Origin of the sequence: Ralstonia sp. OTU4908, assembly GCF_038440115.1 — a bacterium.
In the GTDB taxonomy this organism is placed as follows: Bacteria; Pseudomonadota; Gammaproteobacteria; order Burkholderiales; family Burkholderiaceae; genus Ralstonia; species Ralstonia pickettii.
This window is the reverse complement of sequence record NZ_JASATD010000010.1, coordinates 113774-131906: the sequence shown is the minus strand read 5'-3', so window position 1 is coordinate 131906 and position 18133 is coordinate 113774. Positions and strand designations below refer to the sequence as shown.

Below are 18133 nucleotides of genomic sequence, written 5' to 3'. Positions count from 1 at the left end.
CTGTTTGGCATTATACGGCTGCGCCAATGGTGGAAACGACCCCTGCCGGCCTGCGCCGGAAGGCGGCTCGCCGCACCGTTGGAGACAGCCGCTGCAGCATTACGCCTGTTGCTTGGCGGCGGCCACTTGGGCGGCCACTTCAGCGGCAAAGTCGTCTTGCTTCTTCTCGATGCCCTCGCCCACCACGTACAGGGTGAAAGCCTTCACGGTCGTGTTGGCGGCCTTGAGCATTTGCTCAACGGTCTGCTTGTCATTCTTCACGAACGGCTGGTTCAGCAGCGAGACTTCCTTCAGATACTTCTGCACGCTGCCTTCGACCATCTTGGCAACGATTTCAGCCGGCTTGCCCGATTCTGCAGCCTTCTGCTCGGCAACGCTGCGCTCCTTGGCGACCAGCTCGGCAGGCACGTCGTCAGCCGACAGCGACACGGGCTTCATCGCGGCAGCCTGCATTGCTGCGTCCTTGGCTGCCACTTCGTTGCCTTCGAATGCCACCATCACGCCGATGCGGGTACCGTGCAGGTACGAAGTCAGCTGAGTGCCTTCGAAACGCTGGAAGCGACGGATCGTCATGTTCTCGCCGATCTTGCCAATCAGGCCCACGCGTACGTCTTCCACCGTCGGGCCGAAGCCGTCTTGCGACAGCGGCAGGGCGCCGACAGCCGCAACGTCAGCCGGGTTGTTCTTGGCAATCAGTGCTGCGACCGAGTTGGCGAAGGCCAGGAACGAATCGTTCTTCGAGACGAAGTCGGTTTCGCAGTTGATCTCGACCAGCGCGCCAGTCTTGCCTTCCACGGCAGCGGCCACCACGCCTTCAGCGGTGATGCGCGAGGCGGCCTTGCCGGCCTTGTTGCCCAGCTTCACGCGCAGGATCTCTTCGGCCTTTTCCAGGTTGCCTTCGGCTTCGGTCAGGGCCTTCTTGCACTCCATCATCGGCGCGTCGGTCTTCGCGCGCAGTTCTGCAACCATGCTTGCGGTAATTGCCGCCATTCTCATGCTCCTTGTTTCAGATCGTCGTCCGGTCGCGCGCGGATCAGTCTTCGCCTCGCGCCGGCCTGTCGTCCGGTTTCCATCCGGCCGCCCCACGAGATACGACGCGCGTGGGGCATCCGCATGACAAATTTCAAAAAAAAGGGGCGTTTGTTACGCGCCCCTGTCTGGCCGTCAACCCTGATGGGCTCCATCAGGTGCGGCCTGGCACGCGTCCCGCGCAATCAAGCCGCGGGCGCCCGCCTTCTTGTATTTAGCCTTCTTGGACTTCGACGAAGTCGTCGCCGCCGCGAGCGGCTTCAACCACTTCCTGGACCGCATTCGCACGGCCTTCCAGGATCGCGTCGGCCACGCCGCGCACGTACAGTGCAACAGCCTTGCTCGAGTCGTCGTTACCCGGGATGACGTAGTCGATGCCTTCCGGCGAGTGGTTCGTGTCAACCACGCCGATCACCGGAATACCCAGCTTGGCAGCTTCGGTCACGGCAATCTTGTGGTAACCAACGTCCACCACGAAGATGGCGTCCGGAATGCCGCCCATGTCCTTGATGCCGCCAATGGACTTCACCAGCTTGTCCATTTCGCGTTCGAACATCAGCGCTTCCTTCTTGCTCATGGTTTCGGTCGCGCCGGCTTCCTTGGCGACTTCCATGTCCTTCAGGCGCTTGATCGAGGTCTTGACCGTCTTGAAGTTGGTCAGCATGCCGCCGAGCCAGCGGCTGTCGACGAACGGCATACCCGCGCGAGCCGCTTCTTCAGCCAGGATCTCACGCGATTGACGCTTCGTGCCGACGAACAGAATGGTGCCCCGGTTGGCTGCCAGTTGGCGCACGTACTTCAGTGCGTCCTGGTACATCGGCAGCGTCTTTTCCAGGTTGATGATGTGAATCTTGTTGCGATGGCCGAAGATGTAAGGGGCCATCTTGGGGTTCCAGAAGCGGGTCTGGTGGCCAAAGTGGACACCGGCTTCCAGCATTTCGCGCATGGTTACGGACATGAAATTCTCCAGTCGGGTTAGGTCTAAAGTCGCCTCAGACATTCTTCGCATGCGATACGAAAAACACCCGCGGTGAAGCGGCTCGCGATTTCAAGCGCCACCGGCCACACGACCGGCAACTGCTTAGCCAGCGATTATAGCGGCAAAAACCCAATCAACTCAAGACCTTCCGAGTATCCGCGACAAACCGAGCAAGACTGGCGCCCGCCGCCCGAAAACCCCGGCCGGGGCGCTTTGGTGCGATAATTCGTCCTTTAGCCACGACGCGGCGCTCCAGGCGCCTGCGTGCAGAAAGAGTCACAGCATGGCCGTTACCATTCACACCGCCGAAGACATTGCGCAGATGCGCGTGGCCTGCCGGCTTGCGTCCGAAGTTCTCGACTACATCACGCCGTTCGTCGTACCCGGCGTGACGACAGGCAAGCTGGACCAGCTGTGCCACGCCTACATGCGTGACGTGCAAGGCACCGTGCCGGCACCGCTAAACTATGCGCCCCCAGGCTATCCGCCCTTCCCGGCATCGATCTGCACATCGGTCAACGATGTGATCTGCCACGGCATTCCCGGCGACAAGGTTCTTAAGAATGGGGACATCGTCAATCTCGACATCACGGTCATCACCAAGGAAGGCTACTACGGCGATACCAGCCGCACGTTCGTTGTTGGCGAGGGCTCGATCCTCGCCAAGCGCCTGACCCAGGTGACGTTCGAATGCATGTGGAAGGGCATTGCTGCAGTGCGTCCGGGCGCCCGACTCGGTGATATCGGCCACGTGATCCAGCAGCATGCCGAAGCTGCGGGCTACAGCGTGGTGCGTGAATATTGCGGCCACGGCATCGGCAAGAAATTCCACGAAGATCCGCAAATCCTGCACTACGGCCGGCCCGGTACCGGGATGGAATTGAAAGCCGGCATGATCTTCACGATCGAACCGATGATCAACGCGGGCAAGCGCGACATCCGCACGATGCCCGACCAATGGACGGTCAAGACGCGTGACCGCAGCCTGTCGGCGCAGTGGGAACATACGCTTCTGGTGACGGAAACCGGCCATGAAGTGCTGACGGTGTCGGCATTGACGCCACCGGCACCCGAATTCGTACACGAAGGCGCTCCCGCCACGGCCTGATCCTCGCGGGCGAGCTGCGACCTCAGCGGCGGTAACGTCCCGCTGATCTCGCCCCGCACCGGCTCAACTCCTGCAGCGACCGGCTCATTCCGGTCGCTGTTTCATTCACGCTCTGCTCATGCCCTCCGCTGCCGCCGTCCCTGCCGAAGAAACTCATCCGCGCGACGCCCTGAAAGCTGAGCGCGCGCACCTGTTCGCGCAGTTCGACCAGCACGCCAACGTTCAGCAACTTGTGACCAAGCTGGCGCGCGCGGTGGACCGTGCGCTCGTGCGTCTTTGGCAGGAAGAGCAGATGCCCACCACCTGCGCGCTGATTGCCGTGGGCGGCTACGGGCGCGGCGAGCTGTTTCCGCATTCCGATGTGGACATCCTCCTGTTGCTGCCAGGCACCGCAGACAAGGCCTTGGAGGCCCGGCTGGAGGCCTTCATCGGCCGCTGCTGGGACATGGGGCTGGACATCGGCTCCTCGGTGCGCACGGTCGACGAGTGCATCAAGGAAGCCGCACAAGACGTAACAGTACGCACGTCGCTGCTGGAAGCGCGTCTGCTGACGGGCGACGAAGGGTTATACCGCACGTTCGAGACGCACTATCAAGGCCATCTGGACGCCGCAGACTTCTTCCAGTCGAAACTGCTGGAAATGCGCCAGCGGCACGCCAAGTACCAGGACACGCCCTACTCGCTCGAACCGAACTGCAAGGAAAGCCCCGGCGGCCTGCGCGACCTGCAGGTCATTCTGTGGATGACGCGCGCGGCTGGTTTCGGCTCCAGCTGGAACGAGCTGCTCGCCAATGGCCTGCTGACGCGCCGTGAAGCGCAGGAGCTGGCCAGCAACGAGCGCTTGCTCAAAACCGTCCGCGCGCGTCTGCACCTGCTGGCCGGGCGCCGGCAGGACGTATTGGTGTTCGATCTGCAGACGCAACTGGCCGAATCGTTCGGATACCGCCCGACCACCGCCAAGCGCGCGAGCGAACAGCTCATGCGCCGCTATTACTGGGTGGCCAAGGCGGTCACGCAGCTCAATACCGTGGTGCTGCAGAACATCGAGGCGCGGCTGTTCCCGAGCGAGCTGGGTATCACGCGGCGGATCAACGATCGCTTTGTCGAACGGCAAGGCATGCTCGAGATTGCCGACGCCGATCTCTACCAGCGCGAGCCGACGGCCATCCTGGAAACGTTCCTGCTTTACGAGCAGACGCGCGGCATCAAGGGATTGGCAGCCAGCACGATGCGCGCGCTCTACAACGCGCGGACGTTGATGGACGCCAAATGGCGCAAGGATCCGGCCAATCGCGCGCTGTTCCTGTCGATCCTGCAACAGCCGCAGGGCATCACGCACGCCCTGCGCCTGATGAACCAGACCAGCGTGCTCGGCCGCTACCTGGTCAACTTCCGCCGCATCGTCGGGCAGATGCAGCACGACCTGTTCCACGTCTACACGGTCGATCAGCACATCTTGATGGTGGTGCGCAATATCCGCCGTTTCGCCATCGTAGAGCACACGCACGAGTTTCCGTTCTGCAGCCAGTTGATGGCGAACTTCGACAAGCCGTGGGTGCTGACCGTGGCCGCGCTGTTCCATGACATTGCGAAAGGACGCGGCGGTGATCACTCCGTGCTCGGCATGTCCGACGCACGGCGCTTCTGCAAGGAACACGGCATCGCCAAGGAAGACGCAGACTTGATCGTCTGGCTTGTCGAACATCACCTGACGATGAGCCAGGTCGCGCAGAAGCAGGACCTCGGCGATCCCGAAGTCATCCGCCATTTTGCCGATCTGGTCGGCTCCGAGCGTCGGCTGACCGCGCTGTATCTGCTGACCGTTGCCGACATCCGTGGCACCAGCCCCAAGGTGTGGAACGCCTGGAAGGGCAAGCTGCTGGAAGACCTGTACCGTATGACGCTGCGCGTGCTCGGCGGTGCCACCACGGACCCGCACGCCGTGCTCGAAGGCCGCAAGGAAGAAGCGCGCGCCCTGCTGCGCCTGGCCGCGCTGGACGACACTGCACACGAGGCACTGTGGAAACAGCTCGACGTGGGCGTGTTCCTGCGCCACGACGCGCGCGACATCGCCTGGTTCACGCGGCATTTCTACAACCGTGTCGACACGACGATCCCGATTGTGCGAGCACGCATTTCGCCAGCGGGCGTCGGCCTGCAGGTGGCGGTGTACTCGCCGGATCGGCCTGATCTTTTTGCGCGCATCTGCGGCTACTTCGAGCGCAAGAGCCTGACGATTCTGGACGCCAAGATTCACACTACGAAACACGGCTACGCACTCGACACCTTCCAGGTGGCCGACCCCAGCAGCGGCCTGGTGGAGCCCGGCCATTACCGCGACATCATCACGCTGGTCGAGCACGAGCTGGCTGAGCAGATCTCACGCGAAACCGCCCTGCCCGAGCCGCCGCGAGGGCGCATCTCGCGGCAGTCGCGCAGCTTCCCGATCAAGCCGCGCGTCGACCTGCGGGCGGACGAGCGCGGCCAGTATTACCTGCTGTCCATTTCTGCAACAGACCGCACCGGTCTGCTCTACGCCATTGCCCGCGTGCTCGCACACCGTCGCGTGTCGGTGCACACCGCGCGCATCAACACGCTCGGCGAGCGCGTGGAAGATATCTTCCTGGTCGACGGGACCCGTCTGACCCAGGACAACAAACTGCAGCTCGAGCTTGAAAGCGAGCTGCTTGATGCGCTCGCCATCTGAGCGCCAGCCTTACCGGTCTAGATTCATGACTACCGATTCCGATGATTTTCCGGGCGACGACGACAAGCGCGGCGCCAGCGACCCGACTCAGCGCGCCACCCGCCCGGGCAAGCGTGCAACGCTCGGCGTGCGCCGCGACGACGAAGGCAATGCCGTACGCTCCACCGGCAAGCCGCTGCGTTCTTCCGACCTGAACCGCGAGCGCCAGCCGCTGCGCCCAGCCCAGCGCCGCCCCAAGCCGGAAGAAGGCGCAGGTAAGCCGCCTCGCCCCGCACGTCCTGCGCGACGCGACGACGACGGCCAGACGCGCGAAGCCAAGCCGCGCCGCATGCAAGGCGATCGCCCGCCGCGACGCTTTGATGACGAGCGTCCGCCGCGTCGGTTCAATGACGAGCCACGATCGCCCCGCCGCTCCGACGATGAGCGCCCGCCGCGTCGGTTCGAAGATCGCCCACCTCGCCGGTTCGACGACGAGCGTCCGCCGCGCAGGTTCGACAACGACCGTCCCCCGAGACGCTTTGACGATGAGCGCCCGCCGCGCAGGTTCAGCGACGACCAACGGCCGCCTCGTCGTTTCGATGACGAGCGCCCACGCCGCTATGGCGACGATCAACGCGCGCCGCGTCGTGATGGCGACCAACGCCCTCCGCGACGCTTTGACGAAGAGCGCCCGCCACGCCGGTTCAATGACGAGCAGCTGCCACCGCGCCGCTTCGACGAAGAGCGCCCCCCGCGCAAGTTCGGTGACGATCAGCGCCCGCCCCGTCGTTTCGATGACGAGCGCCCGCGCCGCTATGGCGACGATCAACGCGCACCGCATCGTGGTGGTGACCAACGTCCGCCGCGCCGCCTTGACGACGAACGCCCCCCGCGCCGGTTCAGCGACGACCAACGTCCGCCCCGTCGTTTCGATGACGAAGGCCCGCGCCGCTATGGCGACGATCAACGCGCGCCGCGTCGCGATGGCGACCAGCGGCCTCCACGACGCTTTGACGATGAACGCCCGCCGCGTCGGTTCAACGATGAGCAACGACCGCCCCGCCGCTATGGCGATGACCGGGCTCCGCGTCGCTTCGATGACGAACGCCCTCCGCGTCGTTTTGACAACGACCGACCACCGCGTCGCTTCGATGATCGTCCGGCACGTCCGCAACGGCCCGAGCGCGAGCGTGAGGAGCGTGCCCCGCGTCATGCCGAGGAGCAGGCACCACGCCAGGCCGCGCAGACCGAATCCAGCGGGCTGGTCCGTCTGTCCAAACGCATGTCCGAGCTGGGTCTGTGCTCTCGCCGCGAGGCCGATGAATGGATTCCGCGTGGCTGGGTGCTGGTGGATGGCGAGCCGGTCACCGAACTGGGGTCGCGCGTCAAGCCGGATGCGATCATCGAAATCCACCAGTCGGCGCGATCCGAGCAAGGCGAGCGCGTCACCGTGCTGATGCACAAGCCGGTCGGCTACGTTTCGGGCCAGGCGGAAGACGGCTATCAGCCGGCGGTTTCGCTATTCGTGCCGGAAAACCAGTGGGAAGGCGATCCTACGCGCAAGCGCTTCGCGCCGTGGCAGCGTCGGGCACTGGCGCCGGCCGGCCGGCTGGATATCGACTCCACCGGCTTGCTGGTGTTGACGCAGGACGGCCGCGTGGCACGCCACCTGATTGGCGAGGATTCGACGGTCGAGAAGGAATACTTGGTGCGCGTGGTGTGGCATTCACCGGACGGCGTTGTCGAGCACGACATCTCCAAGGTCTTCCCGGAAGAGCTGATGGAGAAGCTGCGCTTTGGCCTGTCGCTCGACGGCGAAGCACTCAAGCCTGCAAAGGTGAGCTGGCAAAACGAAGAGCAGTTGCGCTTTGTTCTGCGCGAAGGCAAGAAACGCCAAATCCGCCGCATGTGCGAACAGGTGGGACTGGAAGTGGTCGGCCTGAAGCGCATCCGCATGGGCAGCATCGTGCTGGGCGATCTGCCGGTCGGCCAGTGGCGATTCCTGGGGCCGTTCGAGAAGTTCTGAGGCAGCCTCAGGCCCAAACAAAAAACCGGTCAGCGCACCCTGCGTTGACCGGTTTTTTTTTGCTCTGCCTACATTACAGATGCGGAGCCTGGCAGGCTGCCCCCGAGGTGTTGGCCGACGCAGGCATGCCGAACACGGCCTGTGCGCCACAACGCGAACCGAACATCTTCGCCTGCTCGTGGCCTACGCCAACCACTTCGTGCGCCTGATGGTTGACGCGCTTGCGCCCCGCGAGGTAGCGCTCGTAGCGCCAGTAGTTGCGTGCGCGATCCAGGCGCGTCGGGCCTTCGGCCTCGGCACCGCACAACTTGTCGAGTACGCGGTGATTCGGGTCGTTGTCGTGTGTGCCGACCAGGTAAGTCACGTGGCGCTGTGCGTATCGATTGAACAATTGGCGACCGGTCTTGCCGGCGGCATACGGCACCATGTCGACCATGCCGTATTTGTAGTGATCGTAGTCCGGGCAGACGCTGGTGCTGTAGCGCGCAAAGCCCTTGCCGCGCGGTCGCTCCGGCGTGAAATACAGATACGACGACGGGTTGGCGATCACGTAGCGCAAATCGATGCCGCGCTTGCGGATGACTTCATCCACGTTGTTGAGCACGGCGTAGCGTTGCACGACCTGGCCGCCACCCGAATGGCCTGCCACCGTCACGCGCTTGACGTTGGGCGCGCGCGCCGGGTCGGTTACGTAGCCGATCAGATCATCGAGCACCTTGAGCGAACTCAGGTCCGTGTACGGTGCATTGGTGGCGTTGAAGCCGCCAATCCAGCCGTCCACCGACCACACCGGCATGCCGTCGAAGCCTTTGCCTTCGTCAGGCGTACCGGGAAAGTTCGGGGCAATCAGCAGGACCTCGTCGGGATTACGGCCGCTGGCCTGGAGCAGCTCGGCGCCAGCGGTGTAGTAATCGTTTCCGTTGCGCTGCAGGCCGTGCTGCACGAACACGACTTCGCGGATGCTGCCGAGGTTGCCATCAAGCGGATGGTTGGCGTAGACGGGGAAATCGTAGCCCGCTGCATCGGTACCAAGATGCACGCGCTGCCAGACGGGCCCCTGAGGCTTCTGCGCAGCCGACGCAGCCGCGGTCGTTTCCGGCGTCTGCGGCCCCGCGCATGCGGCCAGCCCTAGCATCGCAGTCATGGCCACACCAAGCGCCAACCGGCGCCAGCCCCTCAAACCATCGCGCTTCATATCGTCTCCGTGGTGGATGAAACACGCGCCTACCCGCCCCCGCAGGTCCGACGCTCCCGCAGTCGCGATCAGTCGTCGTGATGGGCGGGCAATTCCGGGAACAGCACTTCGGTAAAGCCGAAGCGAGTGAAATCCTTGACGCGCATCGGGTACAGCACGCCCTGCAGGTGATCGCATTCGTGCTGCACGACGCGGGCGTGGAAGCCCTCGGCAATACGGTCGATGGCATGGCCATGCTGGTCGAAGCCGGTATAGCGCAGGCGCGTGTAGCGCGGCACCACACCGCGCAGGCCGGGTACAGAGAGGCAGCCTTCCCAGCCCTCTTCCATCTCGTCCGACAGCGGCTCGACGGTGGGGTTGATCAACACCGTCTTCGGCACGGCCGGTGCATCCGGATACCGGTCGTTACGATCGAACCCGAAGATGACGACCTGTAGATCCACGCCGATCTGCGGGGCTGCCAGACCGGCACCGCGGGCCGCATCCATGGTGTCGAACATGTCTTCGATCAGGGCAGTCAGTTCGGGCGTGTGGAAACGCTCGACCGGCTTGGCAACGCGCAGCAGCCGGCTGTCGCCCATCTTGAGGATGTTTCGGATCATGCCTGGTCTCCCGCCGGTTTTTTTAACAGCGCGAGCATACCCGCTTCGTCCAGAACCTTCACGTTCAATTCTTCGGCTTTGGCGAGCTTGCTGCCGGCATCTTCTCCGGCGACAACGTAGTCGGTCTTTTTCGAGACCGAACCCGATACCTTGGCGCCTGCTGCTTCCAGCATGGCCTTGGCTTCGTCACGCGTGAGATTCGGCAATGTGCCGGTCAAAACGACTGTCTTGCCGGCCAGCACGCCTTCTTCGGCGGCCTCAGCAGGCATGGCAGCGAGCAACTCGCCGCGCAGCGCGTCGAGCTTCGCCAGTTGCGCGCGATGGTCGTGCGAGGCGAGCCATTCGAGCAGCAATGCAGTCACATCCGCGGGCAGGCCAGCCAACTGATCGGGCTCAACGCTGGCGAGCTGGGCAAGCGTTGGCGCTGCCACGGCCAATTGCTTTGCGCGCGTGGCGGTTAGCTTGGGCACGCCCAGCGTGGCGTACAGTTCGGCCGGCTCCAGCTTCTCGCGCAGCTTCGCGTTGGGCGCATGCTCGCCTTGCGGTGCAACACCGGCTTCGAGCAGCGCATCGAGCGCCTGCTGGTTCTTCGGCTCGGCAAAGAAATCGGCGATGGCTTCAGCCACCGTGGCACCCACATCGGGCAGCGCCAGCAGCAGCGGCGCAGGCGCACGCCGGATCATGGCCAGGCTGCCGAGCCAGTCGGCAAGCGTCTTGGCGGTCGACTCGCCCACGTGGCGAATGCCCAGCGCAAACAGGAAGCGCGCCAGCGGAGGCGTCTTGCTGGCCTGGATGCCCTCCAGCAGATTCTCGGCCCACTTGGTGGCGATCTTGCCTGCGGAAACCGTCTCGGGCTTCACGCCATCACGTTCGTCCGCACGGCGCTTCATCTCCAGAAAATCTTCGAGCGTGAGCTTGTACAGGTCGGCAATGCCGTGCACGTAGTCCAACTCGACCAGGTTGTCGATGTAACGCTCGCCCAGACCTTCGATGTCCATCATGCGGCGACCGGCAAAGTGGCGGATTGCCTCTTTGCGCTGCGCCGAGCAGAACAGACCGCCCGAGCAACGGGCCACCGCCTCGCCCTCTTCACGCACGACGTGCGAGCCGCACACCGGGCACGTCTTCGGCAGTTCGAATGGCGGGTACTTGGGCTGCTGCTGCGGATTGAACAAGTCGCTGCCCGGGACGTCATCCATTGGGCGGCGATCAAGCACCACACTCACCACCTCGGGAATCACGTCACCCGCGCGCCGCACGATCACGGTGTCGCCCACGCGTACATCCTTGCGGCGCACTTCGTCTTCGTTGTGCAGCGTCGCATTGGTGACCGTTACCCCGCCAACAAACACCGGCACCAGCCGCGCCACCGGCGTGATGGCGCCCGTCCGGCCGACTTGCACGTCAATGGATTCGACCGTGGTCAGCGCTTCCTGCGCCGGATATTTGTGTGCAACCGCCCAGCGCGGCTCACGTGAGCGAAAGCCGAGTTCACGCTGCAACGCGAGCGAGTTGACCTTGTAGACGACGCCGTCGATGTCGAACGGCAAGCTGTCGCGCTTGGCCCGGATGGCCTCATGGAATCTGACCAGGCCTTCACCGCCCGCCACAGCCGCGCGTTCATTACTGACCGGGAAACCGAACGCCTGCAGCACGTCGAGCATGCTGGAATGCGTGCCGGGCATGCCCTTCCAGCCGGCCACTTCGCCCAGCCCATAGGCGAAGAACGACAGTGGGCGCTCGGCAGCCATCTTAGGATCGAGCTGGCGGACGGCACCGGCTGCGGTATTGCGCGGGTTGACGAAGGTCTTGTCACCGCGCTCTCGCTGGCGGGCGTTGAGCTTCTGGAAGTCGTCGCGACGCATGTAGACCTCGCCGCGCACCTCCAGCACGTCGGGCACGTGGCCATCAACTGGCGACAGCCCCAGCGGAATCTGGCGGATCGTGCGGATGTTCTGCGTGACGTCTTCGCCCGTGGTGCCATCGCCACGTGTGGCGGCCTGCACGAGATAACCGCGCTCATAGCGCAAGCTGATCGCCAGGCCATCGAACTTCAGTTCGGCGGCATATTCAACGGGCGGATCGGTGTCATCAAGGCCCAGCTCGCGCCTTACGCTGGCGTCGAACGCGCGCGCGCCGTTGGGGGTGGTGTCGGTCTCGGTGCGGATCGACAGCATGGGGATGACATGCCTGACCGCCGCAAATTCGGGCAGGACGGCGCCGCCCACCCGCAGCGTGGGCGAATCGGGTGTCTTCAGCTCGGGGTGTTCGGCCTCCAGCGCTTCCAGCTCGCGATAGAGCCGGTCGTATTCAGCGTCGGGCACGCTGGGCTGGTCGAGCACGTAGTACTCGTGGGCGTAGCGGTTCAGCTCGGCACGCAGCCAGGCTGCCCGCGCCTCGGGCGTGGTACCGGACGCGGGTTCTGCAATCTTGCGCATCGTAGGCCCGTCAGTGGCTGAACAAGCGCACCGCGGTGCTCGAACCAGCCGGGATACCGCGCGCTTCAAGCTTGTCGTACAGCACCCGCAGATGCTTCTGGATGGCGACGAACGACTGCTCCGTCAGCGGACGCAGGTTGTCGTCCACCACCTGCGCACCCATGCGCTGCGACAGCGTGTAGGCGTATTCGCACACGAGCTTGAAGGGCTTGCTTGCTTCTTCCGCCACCGGCACATCGAGCAACAGCGTGATCTGTCGGCCGGCCTTGACGGTCAGGTCATCGCGCAGGAAATTGGTGTCGCCAAACTGGAGGGTGAACAGCGCGCGCTGCACGCCATCGGCACCGGCGTGGAAGCGCGTGAAACGCGTGCCGTCGCGCGAGAGCACCAGCCCGTCTTGCGTGGCCACCGTCTGCACATACGCTGCCGACCACGGCGCCCCGTCGGAGATCACGCTCACGCCCAGTTGCACATCGCATTCGGCGGCAAACGCGTCGAGTTCGCGCGCATTGGAAATCGTCTCGTTCATGTCCGGCAGTTCCGGCACCGCATCGGCCGCTTCCGACAGCGGATCGATCGCGTTGATGAATTCCGAGAACTCCAGCGCATTCAGCGGGCCCGTGCGGTTGGCCAGTTGCACGGCCACTTGCACGTCAAGATAGCGTTGACCGGCGCGGATGGCTTCCCACGCATTGGCGGCAGGGTTCAAACCTTCCACGTGGACCTGCTTGGTGCCTGCGCGGCGCAGCTTGGTGAGCGCCGGCAGCAGGCGGTCGCCCGACACTTCGCGTTCCGGATGCAGCGGCACGATGCAATCGATCAGCGGATCGATCACGCCATTGGCGGGCTCCAGCGAACCCGGCGCGGGCTCGGCCGCCGCTTCCATCTCGGCGGCTTCGAGCGCGGCATCGTCGCCCGAGGGTGTGAGTTCGGCGCCAATCACGCCGGCTTCGGTTTCGGCGCTGCCCGTGGCGGGCGTGTGCGTCTTCGCCGAGAAACCGGGCTCGAGACGCGGTTCAACACGGCTGATTTCGTCGCGCTCTCCGCCCAGGGCGGGTTCGGCGCGCTCGGTCCAGCCTTCGCCGCGGGGCGTCTCGTCGACGGCCGGGTTATATGCCTCGGGCCGGCGCGCCTTGCGGATCTGCCACTGGTTGTAGACAACGATCACGAGCACAAACACCACGCCTGCGCCCAGCAGGGCCATCACCAGGTTGTTGTCCTGCATTTACGCCGCCTCCGCCATGGTCAGCGCGGCATCCATGTCCACCGCCACGATCCGGGACACACCTTGTTCCTGCATGGTCACACCGATGAGCTGTTGCGCCATTTCCATCGCAATCTTGTTGTGAGAAATAAAAACGAATTGGGTCTTGTCAGACATGCGCTTGACCATGTTGGCGTAGCGCTCGGTGTTGGCGTCGTCCAGCGGGGCATCCACCTCGTCGAGCAAGCAGAACGGGGCCGGATTCAGCTGGAACATCGCAAACACCAGCGCAATCGCGGTCAGTGCCTTCTCACCGCCCGACAGCAAGTGAATGGTCGAATTCTTCTTGCCCGGCGGCTGCGCCATCACCTGCACGCCTGCATCGAGAATCTCTTCGCCGGTCATCATCAGCTTGGCCTGGCCGCCGCCGAACAGCGTCGGGAACAGCTCGCCAAAGTGATAGTTGACCTGGTCGAACGTGCCTTGCAGCAGCGCGCGCGTTTCCTGGTCGATCTTGCGGATGGCGTCTTCCAGCGTGGTGATGGCGTCGGTCAAATCGGCCGATTGTGCATCGAGGAAGCCCTTGCGCTCGCGCGCTGCCGCCAGTTCGTCGAGCGCAGCCATGTTGACCGGGCCCAGCGCGTTGATGGCATTGTTGATGCGCGTGACTTCGCCTTGCAGGTACGACGGTTTCAGATCGCCGGTCAGACGTTCGGCTAACGCTGCTTCGTCCACATTGGCAGCGGTGAGCTGCTCGGTGAACTGCTCCTGGTTCAGGCGCGCGGCCTGTTCCTTCAATTGCAACTCGGTAATGCGATCGCGCAGCGGTTGCTGGGCGCGCTCGGCGGTCAGGCGCTGCTCGTCATGCGCGCGCAGTTGCGCGGTCAGCGCATCCAGTTCCATGCGTGCCAGCCCGAGCTTTTCTTCCTTCTCGGCACGGCGCTCCAGCGCTTCCTGCAGTCCGGTATGCGCGGTCTGCTCGTTGATGGTTTCCAGCTCGGCGCGCGCGTTTTCGAGCGTCAGCACGATCTGCTGCGCCTGGTCGCTCGCCACCTGGATGTTGCGCTTCAGTTCGGCAATGCGGTTCTGCAGATTGCGCTCGGCAAAGTGCGCCTCCTGTGCGCCGCGCTCCTGGTCGCGCAAGGCGTTGCGCGCATCGCTCAGGCGAACTTCCAGCGCTTCGAACGCCTGCTGGCTGTCTTCGAAACGCGCCTGCATGTCGGCGAGCGCCGCGTCGTGCTGTTCGAACGTCGCTTCGGATTCGGCACGGAGGGCACGCTGCTCTTCGATCTGCGCGCGAATCTCGTCCAACTCGCTGTCGATCTGGCCGCTGCGTGCGTTGTAGCGCTCCATCGCCTGCGACAGCTTGAGCACATCCATCTGCAGCACGTGCACGCGACGCGTGGCCTGCTCGGCGCGGGCCCGCACCTGCGTGAGGTTCTGGCTGGCCTGGCTGTACGCCGCTTCGGCGCGCACGGCGGCGCTCTTGGCTTCGTCGGCCAACAGCATCTGCGCACGCACCTGTTTGTGCAGGTTCTCGATCTCCTGCGCGCGCGCCAGCATGCCGGCCTGCTCGGAATCGGGCGCGTACAACTGCACCGACGACCGGCCAATCAAGTGCCCGGCCTGGACCACAAACGTGCCGCCTTCGGGCAACGTCTGCCGCGCGGCGAGCGCAGCCTGCATGTCGTCGGCGATGTAGACGTCGGCCAGCCAGTCTTGCAGCACGGCGCGCATGCCGGGCTCCGTCACCTGCACCAGCGACATCAGCGGACGCAACCCCGCCGGCGCCTCGACCGGACGCGCTGCGGGCGGGGGCGCATAGAAGGCGAGCTTGGCGGGCGGCGCGTCGGCCGCAAACGCCTTGATCCAATCGAGGTTGGAGACTTCGAGCGCGCCAAGCTTTTCACGCAGCACCGCTTCGAGTGCGGGCTCCCAGCCCTGCTCGATCTGCAGCTTCTTCCAGAAGCGCGGCAGTTCGCTCAGCTCATGCTTGGCCAGCCACGGCTGGACCTTGCCGTCGGTCTGCACGTTCTCCTGCAGCTGCTTGAGCGCGGCGAGGCGCGCTTCCAGGCTAGCGATGGCGGCGGCTTCCGATTGCACGCGGTCCTGCGCGGCGCGGCGTGCCTCGTCGAGCTGCGGCACTTGTGTCTCTGCGTCTTCCAGCGCGGCTTGCGCTTCGGCCAGCACCTCTTCCTGCTCAGCCAGTTCGGCACGCAGCGTTTCCAGCTGCACGTCGTCCGGCTTGTCGAGGCCGGATGACTCTTGCGTCAGACGTTCGCGGCGCTGTTCGAGCTGCAGCAGGGCCTGATCGGCATTGCGCTGGTGTGCGGCTTCGAGCTTGAGGGCCTGTTCCGATTGCAGGATCGCGGCGCGTTGATCGTTCAGCGCGGTCTGCGCATCGCGCCACTGCGCTTCCATGGCGGGGAGTTCGTCGGCTTTGCGCGCGACGTCCTCTGCGGCCTGCGCAGCACGCTCCTCGGCCATTGCCAGCTCTTCCTCGGCGGCGGCGAGGTCTTCCTGCGCCTGCTCGCCCTGCGTATGCCACTGTTCCTGCTGCGCGGTCAGCGTGGCGATCTGCTGCTGGATGCGATTGCGCGATTCCACCACGTAGCGGATTTCGGCTTCGAGGCGGCTGACCTCCGAATTGGCTTCGTACAGCGCGCCCTGCGCGGCGTGCATCGCGTCGGACGACGCGTAATGCGCCACGCGCATCGTTTCGAGTTCGACCTCGATATGGCGCAACTGCGCGGTCTGCGCTTCCAGGTCGATCTGCGCCTGTTCGATTGCGCGCTGATGGCGTTCCTGCTCAGCTTGCGCTTCACGCTTGCGGAGCAGCCAGAGCAGGTGCTGCTTCTCTTCGCCTTCTGCCTGCAGCGTCTGGAAGCGCTGCGCAACTTCCGCCTGGCCCTCGAGCTTTTCGAGATTGGTGCCGAGTTCGCGCAGGATGTCTTCCACGCGCGTCAGGTTTTCACGCGTGTCGGAGAGGCGGTTTTCGGTTTCGCGGCGGCGTTCCTTGTACTTCGACACGCCCGCGGCTTCTTCCAGGAAGATGCGCATGTCATCGGGCTTGGCCTCGATGATGCGCGAGATCATCCCCTGCCCGATGATGGCGTAGGCGCGCGGCCCGAGGCCCGTGCCGAGAAAGATGTCCTGGATGTCGCGGCGGCGTACTGCCTGGTTGTTGATGAAGTACGACGAGGTGCCGTCGCGGCTGAGCACGCGCTTGACCGCCACTTCGGCGTACTGGCTCCACTGGCCGGCGGCGCGGCCTTCCGCGTTGTCGAAGACGAGTTCGACGCTAGCCCGGCCGGCCGGCTTACGCTGGGTGGAGCCGTTGAAGATGACGTCTTGCATCGATTCGCCACGGAGTTCCGCGGCGCGTGATTCGCCGAGCACCCAGCGCACGGCGTCGATGATGTTGGATTTACCGCAACCGTTCGGGCCGACGATGCCGACAAGCTGGCCCGGAACGTGGAAATTGGTCGGATCGACGAAAGACTTGAAGCCTGCGAGCTTGATCGAAGAGAGGCGCACGTTGTGTTCGTCTCGAAGGGATCAGAAAAGGGGGATAAAGCGGGCGCCCCAGGAGCGCGCCTTAACGGTCACACCCACGCCGTTCGGCGTGGACTGACAAGGCACGCCCCAGGGGCGCGGATGGCGCCATCATACCATTCGCACCCCAACCTCCCGCCAATCAAATCGCTACAAAAATGGACGAAATTTGCAGTACGGGAGGCCAAATTGCTGCGGATTTGTAAGCAGTTTCACGTTCATGACAATCGGCGTCAGTCCGGGCGACGGGTGCGCGAGGGCTCCGGCGCAGCGAGCCAGTCGAGCAGCGCATTGTGCAGCGCGTCAGGATCCTGGATTTGTGGCGCATGGCCCGCATCCGGGAATTCCACCAACGTCGCGCGCGGGATAGCCTTGGCGGCTGCACGGCCAAGTTCGGGGTAATGCCCCAGCTGTGCCCGCGCTTCCGGCGGGGCGGTGTCCTTGCCGATGGCGGTGGTGTCTTTCTGGCCGATGAGCAGCAGCGTCGACGGGCGCAATTGGCTGAACTCATAGACGACGGGCTGTGTATAGATCATGTCGTACAGCAGCGCGGAATTCCAAGCCACCAGATCGCGCCCCGGGCCACGGTACATGCCGGCCAGCATCTGCACCCACGGTTCGTATTGCGCGCGCCATTGCCCGGCGTAGTACGTGGACTGCTCGTAGGCGCGGATGCGCTCGGCGGTGGTTTGCTTCTCACGCGCGAACCACTGGTCGACCGTCATGGACGGCACGCCCTTGGCCTTCCAGTCTTCCAGGCCGATCGGGTTGATCATCACCAGCCGCGACACCGCGTTCGGATACATCAGCGCGTAGCGCGTCGCCAGCATGCCGCCCGTCGAGTGGCCGATCAGGATGGCCTGCTCGATCCCGAGCGACGCCAGCAGCGCATGCGTATTGCTCGCCAGTTGCTGGAACGTGAACTGATATGCGTGCGGCTTGCTGGATTTGCAGAAGCCGATCTGATCCGGGGCGATCACGCGGTAGCCGGCACCCGTCAGCGCGGCGATCGTGCCTTCCCAGGTGGCCGCGCAGAAGTTCTTGCCGTGCAGCAGCACCGCCACCTGGCCGTTCGGCTGCCTGGGTGCGACGTCAAGGTACGCCATCTCCAGGGCATTGCCCTGCGACTCGAACTTGAAAAGCTTGACCGGAGCGGGGTATTTGAAGCCCTCCAGGCGCGGGCCATACACGGGGCCGGTCTCTGCCGGAGCGGCGTACGCGGCGGTGGAAGCAATCGACAACGCAACCGTCAACGCAGCAAGAATCGAACGAAGCAACATCGGCAACTCCTTGGATTGCGAAACGCCGGCA

11 protein-coding genes are annotated in these 18133 nt (G+C 64.4%); 3 read left to right on the top strand and 8 right to left on the bottom strand.

Annotation, left to right across the window (positions count from 1 at the left end; genetic code table 11):
• Nucleotides 1-99: 99 nt before the first annotated feature.
• The gene (gene tsf / locus AAHM38_RS11525) at nt 100-990 is read right to left on the bottom strand and encodes a translation elongation factor Ts (protein WP_065854831.1); all 891 of its coding nucleotides are present in this window, start codon (nt 988-990) and stop codon (nt 100-102) included.
• Between the two features lie 253 nt (nt 991-1243).
• Nucleotides 1244-1987, bottom strand: coding sequence for a 30S ribosomal protein S2 (rpsB, locus tag AAHM38_RS11520; protein WP_009238240.1), 744 nt, complete (start codon nt 1985-1987; stop codon nt 1244-1246).
• Nucleotides 1988-2291: 304 nt separating this feature from the next.
• Here rpsB and map point away from each other — a divergent pair, with 304 nt between their 5' ends.
• The 3 genes from map to AAHM38_RS11505 all read left to right on the top strand — a co-directional run bounded on the left by map (nt 2292) and on the right by AAHM38_RS11505 (nt 7828).
• Nucleotides 2292-3116, top strand: coding sequence for a type I methionyl aminopeptidase (map, locus tag AAHM38_RS11515; protein WP_009238241.1), 825 nt, complete (start codon nt 2292-2294; stop codon nt 3114-3116).
• Nucleotides 3117-3234: 118 nt separating this feature from the next.
• A complete protein-coding gene (locus tag AAHM38_RS11510) occupies nt 3235-5823 on the top strand; it encodes a [protein-PII] uridylyltransferase (protein WP_116575763.1) in 2589 nt (862 codons plus the stop codon).
• The gene (locus AAHM38_RS11505) at nt 5807-7828 is read left to right on the top strand and encodes a pseudouridine synthase (protein ID WP_116575764.1); all 2022 of its coding nucleotides are present in this window, start codon (nt 5807-5809) and stop codon (nt 7826-7828) included. The genes AAHM38_RS11510 and AAHM38_RS11505 overlap by 17 nt, the downstream gene beginning before the upstream one ends.
• 73 nt (nt 7829-7901) lie before the next feature.
• On the opposite strand, the gene AAHM38_RS11500 is transcribed toward AAHM38_RS11505, so the two are convergent.
• From AAHM38_RS11500 to AAHM38_RS11475, 6 genes are all read right to left on the bottom strand, one after another.
• Nucleotides 7902-9023: an alpha/beta fold hydrolase gene (locus AAHM38_RS11500; RefSeq protein WP_116575765.1), complete on the bottom strand. Its 1122-nt coding sequence runs from the start codon at nt 9021-9023 to the stop codon at nt 7902-7904.
• A 68-nt stretch (nt 9024-9091) separates the two neighbouring features.
• Nucleotides 9092-9625 carry a peptide deformylase gene (def, locus tag AAHM38_RS11495; protein WP_116575766.1) on the bottom strand — a complete coding sequence of 178 codons (534 nt, stop codon included), beginning with the start codon at nt 9623-9625 and terminating at the stop codon, nt 9092-9094.
• Nucleotides 9622-12063: an NAD-dependent DNA ligase LigA gene (gene ligA, locus AAHM38_RS11490; protein WP_116575767.1), complete on the bottom strand. Its 2442-nt coding sequence runs from the start codon at nt 12061-12063 to the stop codon at nt 9622-9624. The genes def and ligA overlap by 4 nt, the downstream gene beginning before the upstream one ends.
• A gap of 10 nt (nt 12064-12073) precedes the next feature.
• Nucleotides 12074-13288: a cell division protein ZipA C-terminal FtsZ-binding domain-containing protein gene (locus tag AAHM38_RS11485; protein WP_116575768.1), complete on the bottom strand. Its 1215-nt coding sequence runs from the start codon at nt 13286-13288 to the stop codon at nt 12074-12076.
• Complete coding sequence (gene smc, locus AAHM38_RS11480) at nt 13289-16804, bottom strand: chromosome segregation protein SMC (RefSeq protein WP_116575769.1); 3516 nt, start codon at nt 16802-16804, stop codon at nt 13289-13291.
• Nucleotides 16805-17055: 251 nt separating this feature from the next.
• On the bottom strand, nt 17056-18102 hold the full coding sequence (locus tag AAHM38_RS11475) for an alpha/beta fold hydrolase (protein ID WP_116575770.1): 1047 nt from the start codon (nt 18100-18102) through the stop codon (nt 17056-17058).
• Between the last annotated feature and the right edge of the window lie 31 nt (nt 18103-18133).